Origin of the sequence: Stenotrophomonas sp. FR010 (genome assembly GCF_047520755.2) — a bacterium.
Lineage (GTDB): Bacteria > Pseudomonadota > Gammaproteobacteria > Xanthomonadales > Xanthomonadaceae > Stenotrophomonas > Stenotrophomonas sepilia.
Window position 1 is genome coordinate 191464 of sequence record NZ_JAXBQT020000006.1, and the last position, 22234, is coordinate 213697.

A 22234-nucleotide genomic window follows, 5' to 3' on the forward strand; every position below is an offset into this window, starting at 1 on the left:
GCCGAGCATGGGCTCGGCTCTACAGGTGGTGCTTCACAACCAGGGCAGGATCCAGTGGTCGACCAGCAGGAAGGCGAACAGCGCCATCAGGTACACGATGGAGTAATAGAACATCTTCATCGAGAACAGCTCATCCGGTGGGTCGAGCATGCGCCAGGCGTACCAGAGGAACACGGCATTGAGCACGATCGCGCCGCCCAGGTAGAACGCACCACTCATGCCCACCAGGTAGGGCAACAGGCAGACCAGCGCCAGCACCACCGAATACACCATGATCTGCTTGCGGGTGTGCGCCACGCCGTGGGTCACCGGCAGCATCGGGATCTCCGCCTTGGCATAGTCCTCGCGGCGGAAGATCGCCAGCGCCCAGAAATGCGGTGGCGTCCAGATGAAGATGATCAGCACCAGCAGCGACGAGTATGCCCAGTCCGACGAGCCCTGCATGCCGGTCACCGCAGCCCAGCCCAGCATCGGCGGCATCGCGCCGGCCAGGCCACCGATGACGATGTTCTGCGAGGTCGCACGCTTCAGGTACACGGTGTAGATCACCGCGTAGCCGATCAGCGAGGCGAAGGTCAGCACCGCAGTGATCAGGTTCACCCACAGCACCAGGATGGTCATCGACAGCACGATCAGCACGCCGGCGAACACCAGCACCTGCCATGGCTTGACCTTGCCGACCACCAGCGGGCGCCACGACGTGCGTGCCATCTGCGCATCGATGTGCGCATCCAGCAACTGGTTGATCGCAGCGGCCGCCGAAGCGGCCAGCCAGATGCCGAGGAAGCCGAGCAGGCCGGCGCGCACCTGCTCCCAGCTGGGCACGCCCGGGACAGCCAGGACCATGCCGACCAGGGCAGTGAAGACAATGAGGGCGACGACCTTGGGCTTGGTCAGGTCCCAGTACTGGCGGTAGTTGGAAAACATGGAATCAGTCCGGGGCGCGCAGGCGGGCCAGCAGGCTGACCAGCACGAACAACAGGGCAACGGCCACGCCGTTGTGGGCCACGGCCACTTCCAGTGGCAGCGCCAGCTTCACATTGAGGATGCCGAGGGTGACCTGCAGCACCAGCAGCGCGATCAGCGCGCTGGCCCAGCCGCGCATGCTCGGCAACCGGAACAGGCGCACGCCCAGCCACAGCAGGTAGATGGCCACCACCGCCGCGAACAAGCGGTGCGCCATCTGGATGGCGATACGCGAGGCGCCATCCAGCACGCCGCCTTCGTAGTCCACGCCGATGCCACGCCACAGGGTGAAGCCTTCGACGAAGTTGTGCTGCGGCCACCACTGGTTGGCGCAGCGCGGGAAGTTGTCCAGCGAGGCGCTGCCACCGCCGCAGGCCAGCGCCGCGTAGTTGGCGCTGACCCAGCCGCCCAGGGCGATCTGGGTGACCAGCACGGCCAGGCCGATGCGCAGCAGCCACTTCAGCTTCGGCGCCTCGGCCAGGGTGATCGGCATGTGCGTGGCACGCCACGCCATCCAAGCCAGCAGCGCGAACATCAGCATGCCGCCCAGCAGGTGCCCCATCACCACGATGGGCTTGAGCAGCAGGGTCACCGTCCACATGCCCAGCAGGGCCTGGAAGATCACCACCGCCAGGGTCAGCAGTGCAGCGCGTGCCAGGTCGATGTTGCTCCAGCGCAGCGCGGCGATCAGCAGGATCGCCTCGCCGACCAGAGCCAATGCGCTGGCGGTGCCATGCCAGCCCATCATGTACAGCGGTATGCCAGCGGCCACCAGCACGCAGGCGGTCACCACTGCCGTGGTTCCAAAGCGGCGCTTGCGCGTGGCCAGCAGGGCCAGGGTCAGGATCTCGATGCCCAGCGCGCCGGCCAGGAAGCGGTGCACCTGCTCACGCCAGGCCTTGTGGGTCTCCAGCGGGCGGATCTCCGCCGCCGGGTGGCCGATGGTCTCTTCCACGTGCTGCGGCCAGGTGGCCTGGCCATAGCAGGTCGGCCAGTCCGGACAGCTCAGGCCGGCATCGGACAGGCGTACGAACGCGCCGAACATGATCGTGCTCGCGGTCATGATCATGGCGAACCACGCCAGGCGGTGGAAATTGCGGTGCAGCGCCGGACGCGCGGAAAGGCTCATCAAACGGGACTCACTTCAGTTTCAGCAACGTGGCCATGTCCTTGCGCAGGCCACCCAGGTCGGAACCCGGGGCATGGCGCATGATCACGAAGCCGTTCGGATCGATCACGTAGACCGGCAGTCCCGCCGGATCATCGACGCCCGGCAACGCCGCGCGCAGGGCTGGCGACGGAGCCAGCGGCCGCAGCGCGGGCAGCGAGGCGATCGACGCCGGTGGCGTACCCAGCCACAGGATCTCGACATTATCGGCGTTATGGCCGAACAGCTGCCACACCTTGCCCAGTCCCTGCGACAAAGTGACGCACTGCTCGTCGCAGGCACCGGCCGGTGCCACCAGCAGGCGCCAGGTGCGGGCCTCGGGGTTCCAAGGATAGGGCTGGCCACTGGCCAGGGTCGGCGTCTGCTGGCGCAGATCGACCGGCGGCTTCAGCAGCTGTCCCGCATTGCGGTGGCCGGTGGGCTGCCAGCCGGAGAAGCGCAATACCGCGGCCAGCGCCATCGCCCCGAAGAACACGGCAAACAGCAGCACCAGGGTCCGGCGGCCGGAGCCGCGCGCCTGCGGGGACGTAGCAGTGTTCATGTGGGGCATTTTCTCATGGTTGGGTAAACGATGCCGGTAGTGCCGGCCGCTGGCCGGCATCCGGGAATCCGGGAATTGCCGGTCAGCGGCCGGCACTACCGGGCGATGGGCCGTCTCCTGCGCCGCTCCAGCACCAGCGCCACCACCAGCACGGTCAGGGCCAGGCCGAACCACTGCACGGCGTAGCCCAGGTGTCGCTGCGGTGGCAGCGTATTTGGCAGCAGGTCCATGTCACGCTCGTCGCCGAAGGGCAGCGCCGGGTCCAGTCGCAGGACCCGCTCGGGCAGTGTTGGCAGGCCCAGCGCTGCGGCGAGGCCCTCGGCCGGCAAGCGGCTGGCCAGCCAGCGCCCCGCCTCACCGGTGGCGGAGAACGGCGGACCCAGTACCAGCCCCGCCGAAGGCGGTGGCGCCAGCAACCCGCGCACGGCCACCGGCGAAGGCGGCGACGGCACCTCAGGAAGCGTGCGATCCGGCGGCAGCGCGCGCCAGCCCAGATCGACCAGCAGCACGCTGCCCTCGTCACTGCGGAACGGGCGATAGATCTTCACGCCGGCGCGGCCATGCCGGATCTGGTTGTCCAGCAGCACCACGCCGGGAAGGAAGCGACCGTGGTCGGCCACGCCGTGCAACGCACCGGGCGCTGCCAGCGCCTGGGCCAGCGACAGCGTCTGAGCCACGGCTGGACCCTGTGCATCCAACATTGCCTGTTTGGCATGCATGCGCTGCAGCTGCCACAGCCCCAATGCGGTGAAACCGGCCATGGCCAGCACGGCCAGCAGCCATCCGAGCACGCGCGTGTGCTGGCGCATCATGACAAGTCCGCGCAAACGCGGTCAGATAGGCACATCCACCCTGCCCTCGAGCCGCGCATGAGTGATTCGCTGAAGACCCTGCTGGTAATCGCGTTTCTGATCGTCATCGTCTGGAATCTGGGCGCCGGCCTGTATTACCTGCTGGTCGACCGCGGCCAGACCAAGCGCACGGTCAACGCACTGACACGCCGCATCGCGGTGTCGGTCGCGTTGATCCTGCTGGTGATCGTGAGCATCTACATGGGCTGGATCAAGCCGCACGGCGTCGGCGGCTGAGGCCACCGATGCGTGCGCGGTCAAAGCACGTAGACGAACAGGAACAGCATCAGCCACACCACGTCGACGAAGTGCCAGTACCACGCGGCGGCTTCGAAACCGAAATGGTTGTCGCGGGTGAAGTGTCCCTTGGCCGAACGCAGCCACATCACGATCAGCATGATCGTGCCCAGCAGCACGTGCGCGCCGTGGAAGCCGGTCAGCATGAAAAAGGTTGAACCGTAGATGCCCGAGCCCAGCGTCAGGTTCAGTTCCTTGTAGGCGTGGATGTACTCTTCCGCCTGCAGGGTCAGGAAACCGAGGCCGAGCACCACGGTCAGGCCCAGCCAGATCAGCAGCTGGCGGCGGTTGCCGGCCTTCAACGCGTGATGGGCGATGGTCAGGGTCACGCCTGAGGTGAGCAGGATCAGCGTATTGATCAGCGGCAGGCCCCACGCCGGGATGGTCTGGAAGGCACCACCGATCGCCGCCGGGCCATTGGTCGGCCATCCGGCGGAGTAGCCCTGCCAGAGCAGCTCGTTGGTCATCACCCCGCGGCCTTCGCCACTGAGCCACGACAGGCCCAGGTTGCGGGTGTAGAACAGCGCGCCGAAGAAGGCGCCGAAGAACATCACCTCGGAGAAGATGAACCAGATCATCCCCATCCGGAACGAGCCATCGACCTGGTGGTTGTAGCTGCCGGCCTGCGATTCGCGCACCACGTCGCTGAACCACCAGAACAGGGTCAACACCAGCATCGCGATGCCGATGTAGAACGTCCAGCGCCCCCAGCTGGCATCGTTGAGCCAGCTGGCCACGCCCACCATGGTCACCATCATCGCGATGGAGCCCACGAAGGGCCATTTGCTCTGGGCCGGGACGAAGTACACGTTGGCGTCGGTCGGTGTCTGGGCCATGTCGGTATCCGGGTCAGGGTGCGGCGTGCGCGCCGTCCGAGGTGGCGGCCGGGGCCAGCCGATCGGACAACGCGTCGTTGCGGTAGAAGGTGTAGGACAAGGTGATCGTCTTGATTTCCGGCGGCAGGTCCGGATCGACGATGAAGCGCACCGGCATGTCGCGCTTCTCGCCGGCCTGCAGCGTCTGCGCGGTGAAACAGAAGCACTCGGTCTTGCTGAAGAAGCCCGACGCGCGTGCCGGCGCCACCGAAGGCACCGCGCTGCCAACGACTGCCTGCTGGCTGTCGTTGCGGGCGAAGTAAAGCGCCTCGTTGAGTTCGCCGGGCACCACATCCATGGTCAGCTGCTCGGGATGGAACGACCACGGCAGGCGCGAATTGACGCCGCCATCGAACTCCACCCGCACGGTGCGCTTGCCAGCTGCGGCACCCGTACTGGCTTCACCACCCGGGCCGCGTTCCAGGCGCACGCCGAATACCTTCTCGCAGGCAATGCGGTACAGCGGCACCAGCGAGAAGGTCAGCAGGAACACCGCCACTGCCACGCCGATCAGGCGCGGCAGCCCGGCACTGGGTGACCGCGTGCTGGCCGGTGCCTCGCTCATCGGCCGATCACCCCGCTGAGGATGAAGCCGACGTAGACCAGCACCGCGATGGCGCCGACCCACATCGCCGTGCGCCGGGCACGCTGGCGCTGCTGTTCGATGCTTCCGCCCTGGTAGGGCCGACCGCTGGTCGGCTGCTCTTCGTAGTTGTAGAGCCGAGCCATGCTCGGCTGCTTTTCGTCAGCCGAGCATGGCTCGGCTCTACAGGTCTGCAGTGGGCTCTCGTTATGCATGCCCCACCTCAATGCGTGATGTCGTCATGCGCCAGATCCCCCGGACGGATGGTCGGCGGCGTGGTGAAGGTGTGCGCCGGTGCCGGCGATGGCAGCGTCCACTCCAGCCCGCGTGCACCTTCCCAGCTGCGTGCTTCGGCCTTCTCGCCGTTGCGCAGCGAGGACAGCAGGATCGCGGCCATCATGAACGGCGTGACGAACATGCCGAACGCACCGATCGAGCTGATCAGGTTCCAGTCGGCAAACGCTACGCTGTAGTCCGGAATGCGACGCGGCATGCCGGCCAGGCCGAGGAAGTGCTGCGGGAAGAACAGCAGGTTGACGAACACGATCGACCACCAGAAGTGCACCTTGGCCCACTTCTCGCTGTACATGCGCCCGGTCCACTTCGGCCACCAGTAATACACCGCCGCGATCAGCGCGAACACCGCGCCGGTCACCAGCACGTAGTGGAAATGCGCAACCACGAAGTAGGTGTCGTGGTACTGGAAGTCGGCCGCCACGATCGCCAGCATCAGGCCGGAGAAGCCACCGATGGTGAACAGGATGACGAAGGCCACCGACCACAGCATCGGCGCCTCGAACGTCAGAGAGCCCCGCCACATGGTGCTGACCCAGTTGAACACCTTCACCCCGGTCGGGATCGAGATCAGCATGGTGGCGAACATGAAGTAGATCTCGCCGCCCAGCGGCATGCCCACGGTGAACATGTGGTGGGCCCAGACGATGAACGACAGGAACGCGATCGCGGCGGTGGCGTACACCATCGCCTGGTAGCCGAACAGCGGCTTGCGGCTGAAGGTCGGGATGATCTCGCTGACCACGCCGAAGGCGGGCAGGATCATGATGTAGACCTCGGGATGGCCGAAGAACCAGAAGATGTGCTGGTACATCACCGGGTCACCGCCACCGGCGGCATTGAAGAAGCTGGTGCCGAAGAACTTGTCGGTCAGCAGCATGGTCACCGCACCGGCCAGCACCGGCATCACCGCGATCAGCAGGAAGGCGGTGATCAGCCACGCCCAGCAGAAGATCGGCATCTTCAGCAGGTCGATGCCCGGCGCGCGCATGTTGAGCACGGTGGCGATGATGTTGATCGCACCCATGATCGAACTGATGCCGGCCACATGGATGGCGAACACGCTGAAGGCCACGTTGTAGCCGCCCTGCAGCGACAGCGGCGGATACAGCGTCCAGCCACCGGCCGGTGCACCACCGGGCAGGAACAGCGTCAGCAGCAGCAGGCTGAAGGCCACCGGCAGCAGCCAGAACGACCAGTTGTTCATGCGCGGCAGCGCCATGTCCGGCGCACCGATCTGCAGCGGGATCATCCAGTTGGCAAGCCCGACAAACGCCGGCATCACGCCGCCGAAGATCATCACCAGCGCATGCACGGTGGTCATCTGGTTGAAGAACTCGGGCTTGACGAACTGCAGGCCCGGCTGCGCCAGCTCGGCGCGGATTACCACGCTCATCGCCGCGCCGATGATGAACATGATGAAGCTGAAACCCAGGTACAGCGTGCCGATGTCCTTGTGGTTGGTCGAGAAGAACCAACGCTCGAAGAAACTCTGGTGGTGATGGTGATCGTCGTGCCCAACTGCCGAGTGCGCCATTGCAAAACACCTCTCAGAATCGGTTGTCACCACGGCCGCGAGCGGCCGCGGGCTTTACATCACGCGCCGCTGGCCGCAACCGCAGGTGCGTTGCCGGCTTCGGCTGCAGCAGGTGCCGCCGGTGCTTCGCCCGCAGGGGCAGCCGGTTCTGCAGGTGCCGCAGGGGGGGCGGGCTCGGCCGGCGGTGCAGGCTTGCGCTGCGCCAGCCACTGCTTGAAGTCCTCCTTGGACACCGCCTCGACCACGATCGGCATGAAGCCGTGGTCCTTGCCACACAGCTCGGCGCACTGCCCGCGGTACACCCCGGGCTGCTCGATGCTGGTCCAGGCTTCGTTGATGAAGCCGGGGATGGCGTCCTGCTTCCAGCCCAGCGCCGGTACCCACCAGGCGTGGATCACGTCGTCGGAGGTGATGACGAAACGCACCTTGGTATCGACCGGCAACACCAGCCGGTTGTCGACGTCCAGCAGGTAGTGCGGATGGCTTTCACGGGTCGGCACGATGCCACTTTGCCGCACGCGGTCGGACTCGCGGTCCAGGCGGCTGGTGAAGGTGACGTTCTCGCCGAGGTATTCGTACTTCCACATCCACTGGTAGCCGGTGACCTTGACCGTCATCTCGGCATCGCGGGTGTCGTACATCTTGATCAGGTTGGCCGTGGCCGGCCACGCCATCACGATCAGGATGATCACCGGGATCACCGTCCAGATGATCTCGGCCTTGGTGTTGTGGCTGAAGGTGGCGGCGACTGCGCCCTTGGATTTGCGGAACTTGAAGATGGCGTAGGCCATCGCGCCGAATACGATGACGCCGATCACCGTGCAGATGATCAATGACAGGTTGTTCGATTCCCAAGCCAGGCGCGAGGTCTGGGTCACCCCCTTGCCCATGTTCAGCTGCCACGGCTTGGGATCGGCCGCCTGGGCCCAGGCCAACGCCGGAATCAGTCCCCCGGTCGCCAGCATCGCGGCAACCGCGTTCACGCACTTCGTGCCCCACCTGCTGCTTTGCTTCATTGCCTAGACCCTTAGCGTCGTCGGTTGCCGCCATCGCTGGCGGCGAGCAAGCTTTCAAGTGTCTCTGCGAGCGTCTGGCGTTCGGCCGGCGCGAGGAAACTCCCCACCTCCACCTGCCGGCCGCTGGATGCCAGCCGGACCCTCTCATCGTCGGTGAGCAGGCGCACCCAGTGCGGGTGGGCCCGGAACACCGGCGATCCACCGGGTACGGGGATGACCTCCACGTACGCCGGCACTACCCGGATCTCCTCCTGCCGTTCACCGCTGCGCCACAAGGCACGCAGCGCCGCTGCCAGCACCAGGCTGTACAGCAGCGCGAACAGGGGGGCGAATGCATTGCCGGCCCACCACCCGAGGGCGGACACCAGCCACATCGCACCCGACAACACGGTGAACAACAGGACGAACTGCCGGGCATCGAGCGCCCGTGGGGGACGCAGCCGCAGCTGCGTACCTGACCCATCCGGAGCTGGAAGCACCTCGATCATGTCGCAACCGCGTTCCTGCCGCGGGAAACGTCTCGATGGTAGCCCCGCCCTCTCGCCGGTAGCAAGGGTGCATTCACACTTTTTCCGATGCTGCAACACAGCATGCGGTCGGCGGCACGGATGACGAATTCAGCACAAATCTCGCCGGGTTTGCTGAACACGCCGAATCCACCACCGTTAGTGGCTATCAGCCCCTCATGAAGGTGTCTGCGTGGCACTTCCGAAGGCCGCAAAAATGATTAAAATCGCCAAGTTTTCCACTGGCCGGACCGGCATGAACGCACCTACCTCCTCCCCTGCCGCCCACGACGCCCCGCGTCCGGGCGCGCTGCTGTCGCCGGAACTGCCGGCGCCCCCCAACCCGTTCCGCCAGGCCATCACCGATGCCTGGTTGAAGGACGAGGCGAGCCACGTCCGCGAGCTGCTGGCGCAGGCGCGCCTGCCCGCCGAGGAACAGGCCAGGGTGCAGGCGCTGGCCGCCGACCTGGTCGGCCGCGTGCGCGTGCGTGCCAAGGACCAGGGCGCGATCGAAGCCTTCATGCGCCAGTACGACCTGGGCAGCGAAGAAGGCGTGCTGCTGATGTGCGTGGCAGAGGCCCTGCTGCGCATTCCGGACCAGGACACTGCCGACAAGCTGATCCGCGACAAGCTGGCCGATGCCGACTGGGAAAAGCACTTGGGTGGCAGCGACTCGGTGCTGGTCAATGCCTCCACCTGGGGCCTGATGCTGACCGGCAAGCTGGTGCAGATGAACGACGCCACGCGCGCCGATGCGCCCAGCGCATTCAAGCGCCTGGTCGGCCGCGTCGGTGAGCCGGTGGTGCGCCTGGCCGTACGCCAGGCGATGAAGATCATGGGCCACCAGTTCGTGATGGGCCGCACCATCAGCGAAGCGCTGTCGCGCTCGCACAAGGGCGACAACGCCAGCTACCGCTACTCGTTCGACATGCTCGGCGAAGGCGCGCTGACCATGAAGGATGCACTGCGCTACCTGGAAGATTACCGTCGCGCGATCCACGCCATCGGCGGTGATCACAAGGCCCGCGGCGGCCGCCCGGACGGCGACGTCAACAACGCTCCGGGCATCTCGATCAAGCTGTCGGCGCTGTACCCCCGCTACGAGCACGCCAAGCGTGAGCGCGTGCTGAAGGACTTGGTGCCGGGCGTGCTGGAACTGGCACAGCTGGCCAAGAGCTACGGCATCGGCTGCACCGTCGACGCCGAAGAGTCCGACCGCCTGGAACTGTCGCTGGACATCATCGAGCAGGTGTTCTCCGACGCCTCTCTGGCTGGCTGGGATGGCTTCGGTGTGGTCGTACAGGCCTACCAGAAGCGCACGCCGTACACAATCGACCACCTGGCCGACATGGCACGCCGTGCCGGTCGCCGCCTCCAGGTGCGCCTGGTCAAGGGCGCCTACTGGGATGCCGAGATCAAGCGTGCGCAGATCGAAGGCTACCCGGGCTACCCGGTGTTCACCCGCAAGCAGAACACCGACGTGTCCTACCTGGCCTGCGCCAAGCGGCTGTTCACCCATGCGGACGCGATCTACCCGATGTTCGCCACGCACAACGCGCACACGATCGCGGCCGTGCGCAACATCGCCAACGGCGGCGTGTACGAGCACCAGAAGCTGCACGGCATGGGCGACGACCTGTACGCCGAAGTGGTGCCGGCCGACCGCTTGAACCTGCCCTGCCGCGTGTACGCCCCGGTCGGTTCGCACGAAGACCTGCTGCCGTACCTGGTGCGCCGCCTCCTGGAAAACGGCGCCAACTCCAGCTTCGTCAACCGCATCACCGACGAGCGCGTGCCGATCGCCGACCTGATCCGCGATCCGGTCGAGATGGTCGCCTCGTTCGAATCGATTCCGCATCCCAAGATCCCGCTGCCGGTTGACCTGCTGCGCAGCCAGAACCACGACAGGAAGAACTCCATGGGCGCCAACCTCGCCAACGACAACGAACTGCGCGCCCTGGCCGAGCAGCTCAACGCCGCCGTGAAGCCGTGGCAGGCCTCGCCGCTGGTACCGGGTGCCAACCCGGCCGGCGCCGCGCTGCCGGTGACCAACCCGGCCGACACCCGCGAGGTGGTCGGCCAGTGGCTGGCCGCCGATGCCGCCACCGTGCAGAAGGCCCTGGCCAACGCCGTGGCTGCGCAGCCGGCCTGGAACCGCACCCCGGCCGCCAGCCGCGCCGCCATCCTCGAGCACGCCGCCGACCAGCTGGAGGCGCGCATGCCGGAGTTCATGGCGCTGTGCGTGAAGGAAGCCGGCAAGAGCCTGCCCGACAGCATCGCCGAAGTGCGGGAAGCCGTGGATTTCCTGCGCTATTACGCCAAGCAGGCACGCGAGCAGTTCAGCCACGCCGAGAAGCTGCCCAGCCCGACCGGCGAGTCCAACGAACTGCAGCTGCATGGCCGCGGCGTGTTCGTCTGCATCAGCCCGTGGAACTTCCCGCTGGCGATCTTCCTGGGCCAGGTCGCCGCTGCCCTGGCCGCCGGCAACAGCGTCATCGCCAAGCCGGCCGAGCAGACCAACCTGATCGGCTACTACGCGGTGAAGCTGCTGCACGATGCCGGCGTGCCGGCCGAGGTGGTGCAGTTCCTGCCGGGCGACGGCGCCACCGTGGGTGCGGCGCTGACCGCCGACCCGCGCGTGGCCGGCGTGGCCTTCACCGGCTCCACCGAGACCGCCCGTGCGATCAACCGCGCGATGGCCGCGCGTGACGCCGCCATCGGCGTGCTGATCGCCGAGACCGGCGGCCAGAACGCCTTCATCGCCGACTCCTCGGCGCTGCCGGAACAGCTGGTCAAGGACGCGATCGGTTCGGCCTTCACCTCCGCTGGCCAGCGCTGCTCGGCCGCGCGCGTGCTGTTCGTGCAGGACGACATCGCCGACAAGGTGATGACCATGCTGGCCGGCGCGATGAAGGAGCTGAAGGTTGGCAACCCGGGCCTGCTGTCTACCGACGTCGGCCCGGTGATCGATGCCGACGCGCTGAAGATCCTCCAGGACCACGCCGAGCGCATGGACCGCGAAGCGCGCCTGATCGCCGCCGCCGAGCTGTCCGCCGAAGCCGCCAATGGCACCTTCTTCGCACCGCGCGCGTATGAACTGAAGGACCTGGGCCAGCTGCAGAAGGAAGTCTTCGGTCCGGTCCTGCACGTAATCCGCTGGAAGGGCGACCAGCTCGACGCGGTGATCGACCAGATCAACGCCACCGGCTACGGCCTGACCCTGGGCGTGCATTCGCGCATCGACGAGACCGTTGACCGCATCAGCAACGGCGTCCATGTCGGCAACGTGTACGTCAACCGCAACCAGATCGGCGCGGTGGTCGGCGTGCAGCCGTTCGGCGGCCAGGGCCTGTCCGGCACCGGCCCGAAGGCCGGCGGCCCGCACTACCTGCTGCGCTTTGCCACCGAAAAGACGGTGACGGTGAACACCACCGCCGCCGGCGGCAACGCCTCGCTGCTGACCCTGGGCGACTGATCGCCTGCTTGATGCAGTAAACAAAAAACCCCGCGAATGCGGGGTTTTTTGTGCTTTGCTTCCTATAGAGCCGAGCCCATGCTCGGCTTTTCCGGCGCAGCCGAGCGTGGGCTCGGCGCTACAGAGGCTGGGCGACACTGAACCGGTTGTCCGCACGCTTCACCAGCTCGCCCTGCACGCGCGCGATGCGCGTCTCCAGGTCGCCTTCCAGCAGCACATACTCGACACCCTCTGCCTGCAGCTGCTCCAGGTACCACGCATGCTGCTGCGCCCGGAAGGCTTCGCCCACCCGAGTGCCGTCCTGATCGAAAGGGATATCCGGCGCACACAGGAACAGCAGGTCATACGGCCGCAATGCAGCCTGCCGCAGTGCCTCCGGCGCCGTACCAGACATCCAGCCGCTGTAGCCCAGCGTCACCAGTGGCGTGGTATCGCAGAACAGCCAGCGATGCGCCCGCCGCGCAGCCTTGTCTTCATGCTGCGGCTGGGTCATTGCGATGCGAAGCAGATCGTCCGGCATCAGGTCGCCCCCCTGATGCTCCCAGAGCGTGCGGCCATACTCCGGCACCCAGGCGGTCTGCAGGCGCTCGGCCATCACCCGCGCCAGCGTGGTCTTGCCACTGGACTCGCCACCAATGAAGGCCACGCGCTGCACGTATCCGGCGTACACCTCCGGTGCGAGACCATGGCGGTGCGCGTGCGGATCGGCGCGGAGCTGGGTGCCGCACGCCTGCCCGGCGTCCAATGCGCGTTCGAGCCGCTCATGGCGTACCGGCGCACCGAAGTGCGTGGCCAGCGCCTGCGCGAAGCCGTCACCGTAGTCCTCGCCGGTGAATACCGCCTGCACCGGGCCACCGAACAGGTGCTGGCACAGCCAGGCGGTGAACTCGCGCTGCACGTGCTCGCTGTCGCTGTCGTGCGGCAACACGCGTGGCGGCACGCCATGTTCGGCACACAGCGCTGCCAACCGCGCATCATCCAGCACCGCCACCGTTGCCCGGGGGAAGCGCGCACGCAACCAGCGTTCGCGGCGAGCAGCGCTGTAACCGGCAAAACCCGGCTGCGACCAGCCGATCACCAGCAACTGCCGGCAGCGCGTGGCGGCGAAGTCGATCAGGCGTTCGTGGCCGAGGTGCAGCGGGCAGAACTTGCCCACCACCAACCCCCGCGCGACGCGCTCAGGCGGCGGCATCGGCTGCCTTGGCCTCGGTCCGCATCAGATGGCGCCAATGGCGCAGGGCGACCAGCGCGTTTATCCAGAAACCGATGTAGAGGATCGAGGTCAGATGCAGGCCACGGCTGTAGTACAGCGGCACTGCCACGGTGTTCACCAGCAGCCACACCCACCACGATTCCAGCTTGCGCCGCATCATCAGGATCTGCGCGATCACGCTCAGCACCAGCACCGCCGAATCGATGTAAGGCGCATAGGCGTTGGTCAGTCGGGTCAGCATCCAGCCGTAGCCGAACGTGGCCACCATCGCCAGCGGCGCCAGCCAGGCCCACGCACGCGGCCGCAGCGCAGTGATCGGCAGCGGCGCGCCATGGTCGCCGCGCAGCCACTGCCACCAGCCCAGCACGCTGATGGCGATGAAGAAGAACTGCAGCACCATGTCCGCATACAGGTGCGAGCGCTCGAACACGGCCGCAAACAATGCGCAGCCGACGATGCCCAGCCACCAGGTGTGCACGTTGTTGCGACCAGCCAGCAGGATCGAGCCGGCGACGGCGATGTTGGCGGCCAGCTCCAGCTGGAAGTTCGGGTCGGACAGGTTCATCGCACCATTGTCGCGTAGATCCACGCCCTGCGTCGTCGGACCAGCAGATCCATGCCATGCGTGGATACCCTCCGCAAAAAGAAAGCCCCGCTTGCGCGGGGCTCTCCTCGTACTGCTTCAGGCAATCGCCCGAATCAGAACTTGTACTGCATCGACGCCGCCAGCACGTCGCCGCTCACCTTGTACTTGCCGGTCACGGTGTTGGCAGTGGCCGAGGTCGAGGTGATGTTCGGATCCTTGGTGAACAGGTGGGTGTAACCCACGCTGTATTCCATCTTGTCCGAAGCGGCGTAGGTCAGGCCCAGCGACAGCCACTTGCGGGTGGTGTCCGGCACGCGCACGTCACGGTGGGCGTCGGTGGTCGGGGTCTGGTCGTACGCCAGGCCGCCACGCAGGGTCAGCTTGTCGTTCACGCGGAAATCGGTACCGATCGACGCGAAGGTGGTGTCGCGGTAGTGGAACGGCAGCACGCTGTCCGGCTGGTTGGAGTCATAGTCGACGGTGACCTGGTCGAACTTGCTCCACGCCGTGCGCGTGACCTCGGCCATGATCTGCCACTGGTCGTTCACGCGGTGGGTGAAGCCCATGGTGGCGCTGGCCGGCAGGGTGATGGTGGCGCGGCCGTTGCTGTCGATGAAGGTACCCGGGGCGGCAGTGGCCAGGAAGGCGGCAGCGTTCTGCGGGATGGTGAAGTCGGCCTTGCCGTCGGTGATCTTGTGCTCGACCTTCGAGCGGTAGCTGAAGGCGATGTTGGTGCCTTCCACCGGGGTGACCGTCATGCCCAGGGTGTAGCCGACCGACACTTCGTCGCCCTTGATGCGCAGGTAGCCATCGGCGGTGCCCGGCGAGAAGCCGAGCTGGGCGGCCTGGCGTGCAGCGGCCTGCGACGCCGCCGCAGCCTGGGCTGCGGTGCCGCCTGCAGCCAGCACACGCGCCGCAGCGGTGCGCTGGGCCGTGGCGTTGATCGCGGTGCCGGTATCGACAGCGCTGGTCAGGTCGACGTTCAGGCGCTCGGCGAACACCGAAGCACCGAACGACAGGTACGGGTTGACGTCATAGGAGAACGCCACGCCCAGGTCGATGGCCTGCAGCTCGGTCTTGACGCCGTTGTAGCGGCCGACCCAGTCGCGGTCGTATTCGGTCTTGAAACCGAACGGCACGGTCAGCGAAGCACCGAAGTGCATGTTGTCGTTCTCGCCGAACGGCACGTGGAAGTACGCGGCCGGAACCGGGGCGATCATGCCGGCGTCGCCGCCGTTGCCACCGGAAATCGGCGCGCCGTTGCCGTACTGGCCCTGGCCGCGGAACTTGGCGCCGAAGCTGATGGCGCTGACGTCGCCCTGGACCAGGGTGCCGTCGAGCAGGCGCATGGAGGCCGGGTTGGTGGCGATGACCGAGGCGTCACCTTCGGTCGAGGTGGAGCCGGCGAACGCGCGGCCCAGGCCCTTGGCGCTGTTTTCCTTCAGCTGGAAGGCGGCAGCATTGGCATCGGCGGCGGCCAGCGCACCGGCAACGCCGACGGCCAGCAGGGTCAGTCGGGCAATGGTGGAAGCGGTTTGCATCGTAGTTCTCTCTCTCCGGTAAGCGGTGATGGTGCTCTGAGTGCGCCTGCGCCCGCCGGGTCCTGGGACCCATCGGAGCGCGCCGGATTCCCCTCCCGACATACGACGCCGTATGCGAGTATTACCCAGAGCTGTTAATGAAACAATAACAGCGCAGGCGGTTTTTTCGTCTCAAAAGCTGAACAGGACCGTCCCCACTGAAAGTGGCCGCACGCTAGGCTATTGGCATGTTCGTCTCGCTCCCGTCCCGCAAGAAGGCGGCCCTGCGCTGGGCCACGCCCGTGCTGTTCGCGTCATTGTGGCTGGCGTTCCTGTGGTCGATCTCGCGTCCGGACGATGCCCGCGGCAGCCTCTGGCTGGACTGGGGCGCCCTGTCCACCGGCCTGACCCACCCGCTGGACTGGTGGGCGACGCTGCAGGACGGCAGCGTGCTGCGCCTGTTCACCGCCCTGTTCCTGCACGCGGACTGGTCGCACCTGCTGGGCAACCTGGTGTTCCTGCTGATCTTCGGCCTGCCCGCCGAGCGGGTGCTGGGGCCGTGGCGGCTGCTGCTGCTGTTCCTGGTCGGCGGCGCAGTGTCGAACCTGGTCGCGATCTACACCATGGGCAGCCCGGACCAGATCATCATCGGCGCCAGCGGCGCGGTGTCGGCCCTGATCGGTGCGTATCTGGCCCTGTTCCCGGGCGCGCGGCTGGGCGTGGTGATCCCGCTCGGCCTGTTCCTGGAGTTCGTGCGCGCCCCGGCGTACCTGCTGATCGGCGTCTGGGCGGCGCTGCAAGTGGTGTTCGCCCACATCGGCCCAAGCTTCGGCATGGTGGCCTGGTGGGCGCACATCGGCGGCTTTGTGTTCGGCGTCGTGTACGGGGTCTATGTACGCGCCGCGATCGCGCGCCGCCTGCGCAAGCGGCACGGCTTCTGATCCAGGTAGAGCCGGCCGCTGGCCGGCTCCACGCTCACCCGCTCGTTCGTAGACCAGGAATCAAGGCTTGGCCGGCACAGGAGCGGGCTTGGCTTCCGGCGTGCTGTCTGCCTTCGGTTCGACCTTCGCCTCCGGCTTGGCTTCGGGCTTCACCGCAGCGGCCTTCGCGGCCTCGGCCTTCAACCGTGCGGCCACCGAACCGGGGTTCTTCAGCTCGGCCAGCGCGTCGTTGATCGGGCCGTCGCCCGGCAGCACCGCACCGGCGTGGTAGCCCTCGGTGCCTTCGTCATCGCCGCGCAGATGGCCCGGCAGTGTCGCTTCGCTGTAATCGCTCAGGCTGGCCGGCAGGGCATCCTCCGCCGGAGTGGCGGCGGGCTTCAACTCAACATCCGGCACGATGCCGGTGGCCTGGATCGACTTGCCGCTGGGCGTGTAGTAGCGCGCGGTGGTCAGCTTCACCGAATCGCCGTTGTCCAGCGGCAGCACGGTCTGCACCGAGCCCTTGCCGAAGGTGCGGCTGCCCACCACGCGTGCGCGCTTGTTGTCGCGCAGCGCGCCAGCCAGCACTTCCGAGGCGCTGGCCGAACCGGCATCGGCCAGTACCACCACCGGTGCGCCCTTCAGCAGGTCGCCCGGGGTCGCGTCGAACCGGGCATCGCTGATGCTGATGCCGCCACGGGTGCTGACGATGTTGCCCTTGTCGAGCAGATCGTCGGCGACCTGCACGGCGGCCGTCAGCAGGCCGCCCGGGTTGCTGCGCAGATCCAGCACCAGGCCCTTGAGCTGGCCACCGGACTGCTTCTGCAGTTGCTGCACGTGCTTCTGGAAGTCCGAGCCAGTATCGGCCTGGAAGGTGCTCAGGCGGATATAGCCATAGCCCGGCTCGAGCAGGCGGCTGCGCACGCTGGTCACGCGGATGGTCTGGCGGGTCAGGCTGACATCGAACGGCTTCGGCTTGCCGTCACGCACGATGGTCAGCACCACCTTGCTGCCGGCCGGGCCGCGCAGCGGTTCACTCGCATCGATCGCGCTGATCGGCTTGCCGTCGATGGCGATGATCAAATCGCCGGCAAGGATGCCGGCCTTGGCTGCCGGCGTGTCGTCGATCGGCGCGATCACCTTCATGCTGGCGTTGTCCGGCTGCTGCTGCAGCTCCACGCCGATGCCCTCGTAGGCACCGTTGGCCTGCTCGTCGAAGGCCTGCGCGTCTTCCTTGTTGAAGTAGGTGCTGTGCGGATCAAGGTCGAGCAGCAGGCCACGCACGGCTGACTGCATCAGCTTCTTGTCATCGACCGGGTCGACATAGGCGGCGCGCACCGCGTTGTACACGGCCACGAAACGGCGGATTTCCTCCAGCGGCACCTTCGAGGTCACCGCCTCCTCGCTGTTCGCTGCCTGCCCGCTGGTTTCCTGGCTTGGGGCGGGCGCGGTCTGCTGCGCCCAGGACAGCGCTGGCAACAGGGCCAGCAAGAGGGTGGCGGTACGGGCTGCGCGCATGGATCACTCCTGTCGACGGTGGCATGGTGCCCAAGGCACATGCACCGATTATGCGCGAAGCACAGCTAAATTCCCGTTGAATCCGGACCGCATCCGGCGGGCCAGGATTCAGCGCCGCTGCAGCCAGCTGTCCGGGTTGACCGGCTGCCCGCCACGGCGCAGCTCGAAGTACAGCGCGGTGACGCCCTGGCCGCCGGAATTGCCGACCTTGGCCACGGCATCGCCGCGGCTGACCCGCGCGCCAGCATCCTTCAGCAGGGTGTCGTTATGCGCGTAAAGGCTCATGTAGCCGTTGCCGTGGTCGACGATCAGGATCATGCCGTAGCCGGTCATCCAGTCGGAGAACACCACGGTGCCATCGGCCACGGCCGTGACCGTGCTGCCGGCTGGCGCGCCGATCAGCACACCGCTGCTGGTGCGCCCATCGGGCAGCTTGCCGCCATAGCGGGCCAGCAGGTTGCCGGACAACGGCCACCCCAGGCCGCCGACCTTCGGCGCCGGTGCCGACGCCACCGCAGGTGGAACCTTGGTGGGCGGCGGTGGACGGCCCTGCGCGGCGGCCTGGCGTGCGGCGCGCTCGGCAGCGGCTTTCTCGGCAGCGGCCCGGCGTGCAGCGGCGCGCCGCTCGGCTTCGGCCCGCGCGGCAGCGGCACGCAGGTTGGCCAGCAGCGTTTCCAGTGCCTTGGCGTCCTGGCCCAATGCCTGTTCCTTCTCGCGCTGGTCCTTGAAGCGCTCTTCCAGCGAGGCAACGGTCTTTGCGCGATCGCGGCGGTCCGCTTCCAGGGCGGCTGCCTGCTGTTTCTGGTCCTGCTGCATCCCCTGCAGCTTCTGCTTGCGCTCGGCGATCTGCGCCTGCAGCGCTTCCAGTTCCTTCAGGTCGGCGGTCAGCGTGGTGATCCGCTGCGCACGCTCGCGCTGCAGGTAGCGATGGTAGGCCAGGGCGCGGTTGGCATCGGCCACCGTGTCCTGCGACAGCAGCAGCTTCAGCGGTGCGTGGTTGCCCAACTGATACGCCGCGCGCAACAGCCCGGCCAGTTCGCGGTGCTGCTGGGCCAGGTTGCCCTGCAGCGTGCTGCGGCGCTGCTCGGCTTCGGCGAGGGCGCGGCCCTGCTCGCGCAGCGCGGCTTCCGTCTGCGCAAGTGCACGACCGGTGCGGGCTACCTTCTCGTCGGCCTCGCGCAGCTGCCGCGACGCCTGCCCGCGCTGGCCCTCGATCTGCCGTCGCTCCTGCGCCACGCCCTTCAGTTCGGTACGCAGTTTCTGCAGCTTGCGCTCGGTCTCGCGGGTGGTCTGCGCACCGCTGGGCAGCGGCAGGGCCAGCGCCAACGCCAGCCCCAGCAGCAGGCAGCGACCGCCGCGGGCAGCGGCGATGTGATGTCGGCGTGATGGGAAGGCGTTGTCGCGCAAGGGCTTTCCAGTGACTTCAGGCAGTTGCGGGGGCTACCGGGGAATGGTGACATCTCCGCACGCGGCCTGCCAGCCGCACATCCATCGAGGTCGCCATGAAAACTCTTTCCATTCCGCTGCTGTTGGGCGTACTGCTGGCCACCGGGCCGGTCTGTGCGCAGGAGAACATCAGCAAGGTCAACGGCAGCATCAGCGCCGAACCCGGTCAACGCTACGGCAAGCTGGACACCGTCAACGGCGGCATCCGCGTCGGCGAGGGCGTCGAGACCGGCAGCATCGACACCGTCAACGGCGGGGTGAAGGTCGCCGACCGCGCGCGCACCGGCAAGATCGAAACGGTAAACGGTGGTGTGCGCCTGGGTCGTGAAGTGATCGCCAGTGGCGGCGTCAGCACCGTCAACGGCAGCATCTTCACCGATCGCGGCAGCCAGATCGAAGGCGGCGTCGAGACCGTCAACGGCGGCATCGGCCTGGTCGAGAGCCGCGTCGGCAAGGACGTGGAGACCGTCAATGGTGACATCACCGTCGGTATCGGTTCGCAGGTCAACGGCGGTGTGCATGTGCGCAAGCCGAACTTCAGTGTCTCGCTGACCGCCAGCCGCAAGCCGCGCGTGATCATCGGCCCGAATGCGGTGGTCACCGGCCCCCTGCAGTTCGAACGCGAAGTGGTGCTGTACGTGCATCGCTCCGCTCGCATCGGCCCGGTGACCGGCGCCGAGCCAATCCCGTTCGACACCGATACCGCCCCGGCGGACTGAACCCGCCGGACCTGCCGGTTCGGTAATACTCACTGTTACCGGTCGCGCATCAGGTGCGGCCGCCCTTTGTTCTCCAGGAATCGACGATGCCCCGCAAACTCCTCCTGTGCCTGGCCGCCGCGGCCGCGCTCAGTGCCTGCAAAGGCGAAAACACGCCCGCCGCCGCGCCGGCCACCGACACCCCTGCGGCGAAGCCGGCCGCCCATTCGTTCTCCCCGGAGATCAATGCCGGCGACTTCGCCGAGATGGTCAAGACGCTGGCCTCGGATGAGTTCGAAGGCCGCGCGCCGGGCAGCAAGGGCGAAGAGCTGACGGTCAACTACATCCGCGACCAGATGCAGCGCATCGGCCTGCAGCCCGGCAACGGCGACAGCTGGTTCCAGGATGTGCCGATGACCGAGACCACGGCCGACGAATCGACCGTGCTGAAGATCACCCAGGGCGGCAAGACCACCGAGCTGAAGTTCGGCACCGACATGGTGGTGGGTACCCGCACCGGCCAGGCCGAGGTAAAGGTCGATGCCAGCGACCTGGTGTTCGTCGGCTATGGCGTCGATGCGCCGGAGCAGAAGTGGAACGATTACGCCGGCCAGGACTGGAAGGGCAAGACGGTCGTCATGTTCGTCAACGACCCGGGCTTCCACGTCGAGGACGAGAAGCTGTTCGACGGCAAGCGCATGACCTACTACGGCCGCTGGACCTACAAGTTCGAGGAAGCCGCCCGCAAGGGCGCCGCCGCCGCGCTGATCGTGCACGATACCGCCGGCGCCTCCTACGGCTGGGACGTGGTGAAGAATTCCTGGGCGGGCCCGCAGTACGACCTGCCGGCCAAGGATGATCCGGAAGCGCGTATCCCGGTGCAGGGCTGGCTGAGCGCCGACGCGGCCAAGGCACTGTTCGCCGGTGCCGGCCTGGACCTGGCGCAGGCCTACAAGGACGCCAGCAAGCGCGGTTTCAAGCCGGTGCCGCTGAAGGCCACCGCTGCGGTCGACCTGAAGAGCCAGATCGCACAGAAGCAGTCGCGCAACGTGGTCGGCGTGCTGCCGGGCAGCAAGCGTGCCGACGAGGCGGTGCTGTACATGGCGCACTGGGATCACCTGGGCAAGCATGAGGGCGAGACCGGCGACAACATCTACAACGGCGCCGTCGATAATGCGACCGGCGTCGCCGGTATTCTCGAAGTGGCCGAAGCCATGGCCCACCAGGACCCGAAGCCGGAGCGTTCGGTGGTGTTCCTAGCCGTGACCCTGGAAGAATCCGGCCTGCTGGGTTCGAAGTACTACGTCGCCCACCCGACCTTCCCGCTGGACAAGATCGCCGGCGTGATCAACATCGATGCGATGTCGGTGGCCGGCCGTGCCAAGGACGTGACCGTCACCGGCTTCGGCAGCTCGGAGCTGGAGGACATCCTCAAGCCGTTGGCGGCCGCCCAGGACCGTACGCTGCACGGTGAGACCTCGGTGCAAAGCGGCTTCTACTTCCGCTCGGATCACTTCAACTTCGCCAAGGCCGGTGTGCCGGCCCTGTACGCCGATGGCGGCGAGGACCTGCGCGAGGGTGGCGTGGAAGCGGGCCGCAAGGCCGCGGCGGACTACGGCGCCAACCGCTACCATGGCCCGAAGGACGAGTTCGACGCGGCCACCTGGAAGCTGGATGGCACCGTCGAAGACCTGCAGCTGATGTACGGCGTCGGCAAGGAGCTGGCCGGTGGTGATCGTTGGCCGAACTGGTATGCAGGCAACCCGTTCAAGGCGGCCCGCGACGCGATGATGAAGGACAAGGCTTCGGTCAAGTAAAGTCGGGCCATGCTCGACTGAGCATTGTTGAGAGCAGAGCGGCGCCCCACGGGGCGCCGCTTTTCTTTTGCATACCGTCGGCGGCAGATCCACGACTGGTGTGGATCTGCCGGTAGTGCCGGCCGCTGGCCGGCAATCGATTGGTAGCGGCCAACCTTGGTTGGCGCCATGCTTCCTCGCAGAGGGCATCCACGCAGGGCGTGGATCTAGCGGGCGATGTAACGCCATCGGGTTGCCGGCCAGCGGCTGGCACTACCTGTATTCCTGCGCCCAAAGAAAAACCCCGCTGCGCGAGCAGCGGGGTTTTGGGTGTAAACCCTGGCGATGACCTACTCTCGCATGGCTTGAGCCACACTACCATCGGCGCAGCTGCGTTTCACTTCCGAGTTCGGGATGGGATCGGGTGG

General features: G+C 66.9%; 20 protein-coding genes and 1 rRNA gene. 5 read left to right on the forward strand and 16 right to left on the reverse strand.

Features of this window, described 5'->3' with window-relative positions:
- Positions 1 to 33 precede the first annotated feature (33 nt).
- The 4 genes from cyoE to ACM0PK_RS07900 form a co-directional block, all read right to left on the reverse strand.
- Positions 34 to 927: a heme o synthase gene (gene cyoE / locus ACM0PK_RS07885; RefSeq protein ID WP_053498710.1), complete on the reverse strand. Its 894-nt coding sequence runs from the start codon at positions 925 to 927 to the stop codon at positions 34 to 36.
- 4 nt (positions 928 to 931) lie between these two features.
- On the reverse strand, positions 932 to 2095 hold the full coding sequence (locus tag ACM0PK_RS07890; RefSeq protein WP_065179434.1) for a COX15/CtaA family protein: 1164 nt from the start codon (positions 2093 to 2095) through the stop codon (positions 932 to 934).
- 10 nt (positions 2096 to 2105) lie between these two features.
- Positions 2106 to 2675, reverse strand: a complete 570-nt coding sequence (locus ACM0PK_RS07895) for a redox-active disulfide-containing membrane protein (protein WP_414607763.1) — start codon at positions 2673 to 2675, stop codon at positions 2106 to 2108.
- Between the two features lie 95 nt (positions 2676 to 2770).
- A complete protein-coding gene (locus tag ACM0PK_RS07900; protein ID WP_414607764.1) occupies positions 2771 to 3487 on the reverse strand; it encodes an SURF1 family protein in 717 nt (238 codons plus the stop codon).
- A gap of 57 nt (positions 3488 to 3544) precedes the next feature.
- Between ACM0PK_RS07900 and ACM0PK_RS07905 the strand changes: the two genes are divergently transcribed.
- Positions 3545 to 3763, forward strand: a complete 219-nt coding sequence (locus ACM0PK_RS07905) for a twin transmembrane helix small protein (protein WP_005415003.1) — start codon at positions 3545 to 3547, stop codon at positions 3761 to 3763.
- A gap of 20 nt (positions 3764 to 3783) precedes the next feature.
- On the opposite strand, the gene ACM0PK_RS07910 is transcribed toward ACM0PK_RS07905, so the two are convergent.
- The 6 genes from ACM0PK_RS07910 to ACM0PK_RS07935 are packed head-to-tail and all read right to left on the reverse strand — an operon-like array spanning position 3784 to position 8616.
- On the reverse strand, positions 3784 to 4659 hold the full coding sequence (locus ACM0PK_RS07910) for a cytochrome c oxidase subunit 3 (protein ID WP_119706025.1): 876 nt from the start codon (positions 4657 to 4659) through the stop codon (positions 3784 to 3786).
- Positions 4660 to 4672: 13 nt separating this feature from the next.
- Entirely contained in the window at positions 4673 to 5263 is a 591-nt protein-coding gene (locus ACM0PK_RS07915; RefSeq protein ID WP_053498717.1) for a cytochrome c oxidase assembly protein, read from the reverse strand.
- Entirely contained in the window at positions 5260 to 5496 is a 237-nt protein-coding gene (locus ACM0PK_RS07920) for a hypothetical protein (protein ID WP_032953854.1), read from the reverse strand. The genes ACM0PK_RS07915 and ACM0PK_RS07920 overlap by 4 nt, the downstream gene beginning before the upstream one ends.
- Positions 5497 to 5504: 8 nt before the next feature.
- Complete coding sequence (gene ctaD / locus ACM0PK_RS07925) at positions 5505 to 7112, reverse strand: cytochrome c oxidase subunit I (protein WP_005407790.1); 1608 nt, start codon at positions 7110 to 7112, stop codon at positions 5505 to 5507.
- 59 nt (positions 7113 to 7171) lie between these two features.
- Positions 7172 to 8128, reverse strand: a complete 957-nt coding sequence (gene coxB, locus ACM0PK_RS07930) for a cytochrome c oxidase subunit II (RefSeq protein WP_111201299.1) — start codon at positions 8126 to 8128, stop codon at positions 7172 to 7174.
- An 11-nt stretch (positions 8129 to 8139) separates the two neighbouring features.
- A complete protein-coding gene (locus ACM0PK_RS07935; protein ID WP_021202927.1) occupies positions 8140 to 8616 on the reverse strand; it encodes a DUF2244 domain-containing protein in 477 nt (158 codons plus the stop codon).
- A gap of 274 nt (positions 8617 to 8890) precedes the next feature.
- On the opposite strand from ACM0PK_RS07935, the gene putA reads away from it, so the two are divergent.
- A complete protein-coding gene (putA, locus tag ACM0PK_RS07940) occupies positions 8891 to 12109 on the forward strand; it encodes a bifunctional proline dehydrogenase/L-glutamate gamma-semialdehyde dehydrogenase PutA (RefSeq protein ID WP_414607765.1) in 3219 nt (1072 codons plus the stop codon).
- A 118-nt stretch (positions 12110 to 12227) separates the two neighbouring features.
- Here putA and ACM0PK_RS07945 read toward each other — a convergent pair whose 3' ends face one another.
- From ACM0PK_RS07945 to ACM0PK_RS07955, 3 genes are all read right to left on the reverse strand, one after another.
- The gene (locus tag ACM0PK_RS07945; protein ID WP_414607766.1) at positions 12228 to 13301 is read right to left on the reverse strand and encodes an AAA family ATPase; all 1074 of its coding nucleotides are present in this window, start codon (positions 13299 to 13301) and stop codon (positions 12228 to 12230) included.
- Complete coding sequence (pnuC, locus tag ACM0PK_RS07950) at positions 13288 to 13887, reverse strand: nicotinamide riboside transporter PnuC (protein WP_072169014.1); 600 nt, start codon at positions 13885 to 13887, stop codon at positions 13288 to 13290. Before pnuC ends, ACM0PK_RS07945 begins: the two co-directional genes overlap by 14 nt.
- A 134-nt stretch (positions 13888 to 14021) precedes the next feature.
- The gene (locus ACM0PK_RS07955) at positions 14022 to 15449 is read right to left on the reverse strand and encodes an outer membrane protein transport protein (protein WP_019662229.1); all 1428 of its coding nucleotides are present in this window, start codon (positions 15447 to 15449) and stop codon (positions 14022 to 14024) included.
- Between the two features lie 227 nt (positions 15450 to 15676).
- Between ACM0PK_RS07955 and ACM0PK_RS07960 the strand changes: the two genes are divergently transcribed.
- Positions 15677 to 16369 carry a rhomboid family intramembrane serine protease gene (locus ACM0PK_RS07960; protein WP_053498727.1) on the forward strand — a complete coding sequence of 231 codons (693 nt, stop codon included), beginning with the start codon at positions 15677 to 15679 and terminating at the stop codon, positions 16367 to 16369.
- Positions 16370 to 16429: 60 nt separating this feature from the next.
- On the opposite strand, the gene ACM0PK_RS07965 is transcribed toward ACM0PK_RS07960, so the two are convergent.
- Positions 16430 to 17866: a S41 family peptidase gene (locus ACM0PK_RS07965; RefSeq protein WP_414607767.1), complete on the reverse strand. Its 1437-nt coding sequence runs from the start codon at positions 17864 to 17866 to the stop codon at positions 16430 to 16432.
- 108 nt (positions 17867 to 17974) lie between these two features.
- On the reverse strand, positions 17975 to 19273 hold the full coding sequence (locus ACM0PK_RS07970) for a murein hydrolase activator EnvC family protein (protein ID WP_414607768.1): 1299 nt from the start codon (positions 19271 to 19273) through the stop codon (positions 17975 to 17977).
- Positions 19274 to 19368: 95 nt separating this feature from the next.
- Between ACM0PK_RS07970 and ACM0PK_RS07975 the strand changes: the two genes are divergently transcribed.
- Positions 19369 to 20031: a DUF4097 family beta strand repeat-containing protein gene (locus ACM0PK_RS07975; RefSeq protein WP_088496639.1), complete on the forward strand. Its 663-nt coding sequence runs from the start codon at positions 19369 to 19371 to the stop codon at positions 20029 to 20031.
- Positions 20032 to 20117: 86 nt separating this feature from the next.
- Complete coding sequence (locus tag ACM0PK_RS07980; RefSeq protein WP_111201304.1) at positions 20118 to 21827, forward strand: M28 family metallopeptidase; 1710 nt, start codon at positions 20118 to 20120, stop codon at positions 21825 to 21827.
- A gap of 316 nt (positions 21828 to 22143) precedes the next feature.
- Here the strand turns inward: ACM0PK_RS07980 and rrf are convergent.
- Positions 22144 to 22234 (reverse strand): 5S ribosomal RNA (rrf, locus tag ACM0PK_RS07985); the annotation flags it as partial.

Excerpts from the sequence above, each read along its gene's own strand:
- cyoE (WP_053498710.1), bottom strand. The coding sequence starts at position 927 with ATGTTTTCCAACTACCGCCAGTACTGGGACCTGACCAAGCCCAAGGTC.
- ACM0PK_RS07890 (WP_065179434.1), bottom strand. The coding sequence starts at position 2,095 with ATGAGCCTTTCCGCGCGTCCGGCGCTGCACCGCAATTTCCACCGCCTG.
- ACM0PK_RS07895 (WP_414607763.1), bottom strand. The coding sequence starts at position 2,675 with ATGAACACTGCTACGTCCCCGCAGGCGCGCGGCTCCGGCCGCCGGACC.
- ACM0PK_RS07900 (WP_414607764.1), bottom strand. The coding sequence starts at position 3,487 with ATGATGCGCCAGCACACGCGCGTGCTCGGATGGCTGCTGGCCGTGCTG.
- ACM0PK_RS07905 (WP_005415003.1), top strand. The coding sequence starts at position 3,545 with ATGAGTGATTCGCTGAAGACCCTGCTGGTAATCGCGTTTCTGATCGTC.
- ACM0PK_RS07910 (WP_119706025.1), bottom strand. The coding sequence starts at position 4,659 with ATGGCCCAGACACCGACCGACGCCAACGTGTACTTCGTCCCGGCCCAG.
- ACM0PK_RS07915 (WP_053498717.1), bottom strand. The coding sequence starts at position 5,263 with ATGAGCGAGGCACCGGCCAGCACGCGGTCACCCAGTGCCGGGCTGCCG.
- ACM0PK_RS07920 (WP_032953854.1), bottom strand. The coding sequence starts at position 5,496 with ATGCATAACGAGAGCCCACTGCAGACCTGTAGAGCCGAGCCATGCTCG.
- ctaD (WP_005407790.1), bottom strand. The coding sequence starts at position 7,112 with ATGGCGCACTCGGCAGTTGGGCACGACGATCACCATCACCACCAGAGT.
- coxB (WP_111201299.1), bottom strand. The coding sequence starts at position 8,128 with ATGAAGCAAAGCAGCAGGTGGGGCACGAAGTGCGTGAACGCGGTTGCC.
- ACM0PK_RS07935 (WP_021202927.1), bottom strand. The coding sequence starts at position 8,616 with ATGATCGAGGTGCTTCCAGCTCCGGATGGGTCAGGTACGCAGCTGCGG.
- putA (WP_414607765.1), top strand. The coding sequence starts at position 8,891 with ATGAACGCACCTACCTCCTCCCCTGCCGCCCACGACGCCCCGCGTCCG.
- ACM0PK_RS07945 (WP_414607766.1), bottom strand. The coding sequence starts at position 13,301 with ATGCCGCCGCCTGAGCGCGTCGCGCGGGGGTTGGTGGTGGGCAAGTTC.
- pnuC (WP_072169014.1), bottom strand. The coding sequence starts at position 13,887 with ATGAACCTGTCCGACCCGAACTTCCAGCTGGAGCTGGCCGCCAACATC.
- ACM0PK_RS07955 (WP_019662229.1), bottom strand. The coding sequence starts at position 15,449 with ATGCAAACCGCTTCCACCATTGCCCGACTGACCCTGCTGGCCGTCGGC.
- ACM0PK_RS07960 (WP_053498727.1), top strand. The coding sequence starts at position 15,677 with ATGTTCGTCTCGCTCCCGTCCCGCAAGAAGGCGGCCCTGCGCTGGGCC.
- ACM0PK_RS07965 (WP_414607767.1), bottom strand. The coding sequence starts at position 17,866 with ATGCGCGCAGCCCGTACCGCCACCCTCTTGCTGGCCCTGTTGCCAGCG.
- ACM0PK_RS07975 (WP_088496639.1), top strand. The coding sequence starts at position 19,369 with ATGAAAACTCTTTCCATTCCGCTGCTGTTGGGCGTACTGCTGGCCACC.
- ACM0PK_RS07980 (WP_111201304.1), top strand. The coding sequence starts at position 20,118 with ATGCCCCGCAAACTCCTCCTGTGCCTGGCCGCCGCGGCCGCGCTCAGT.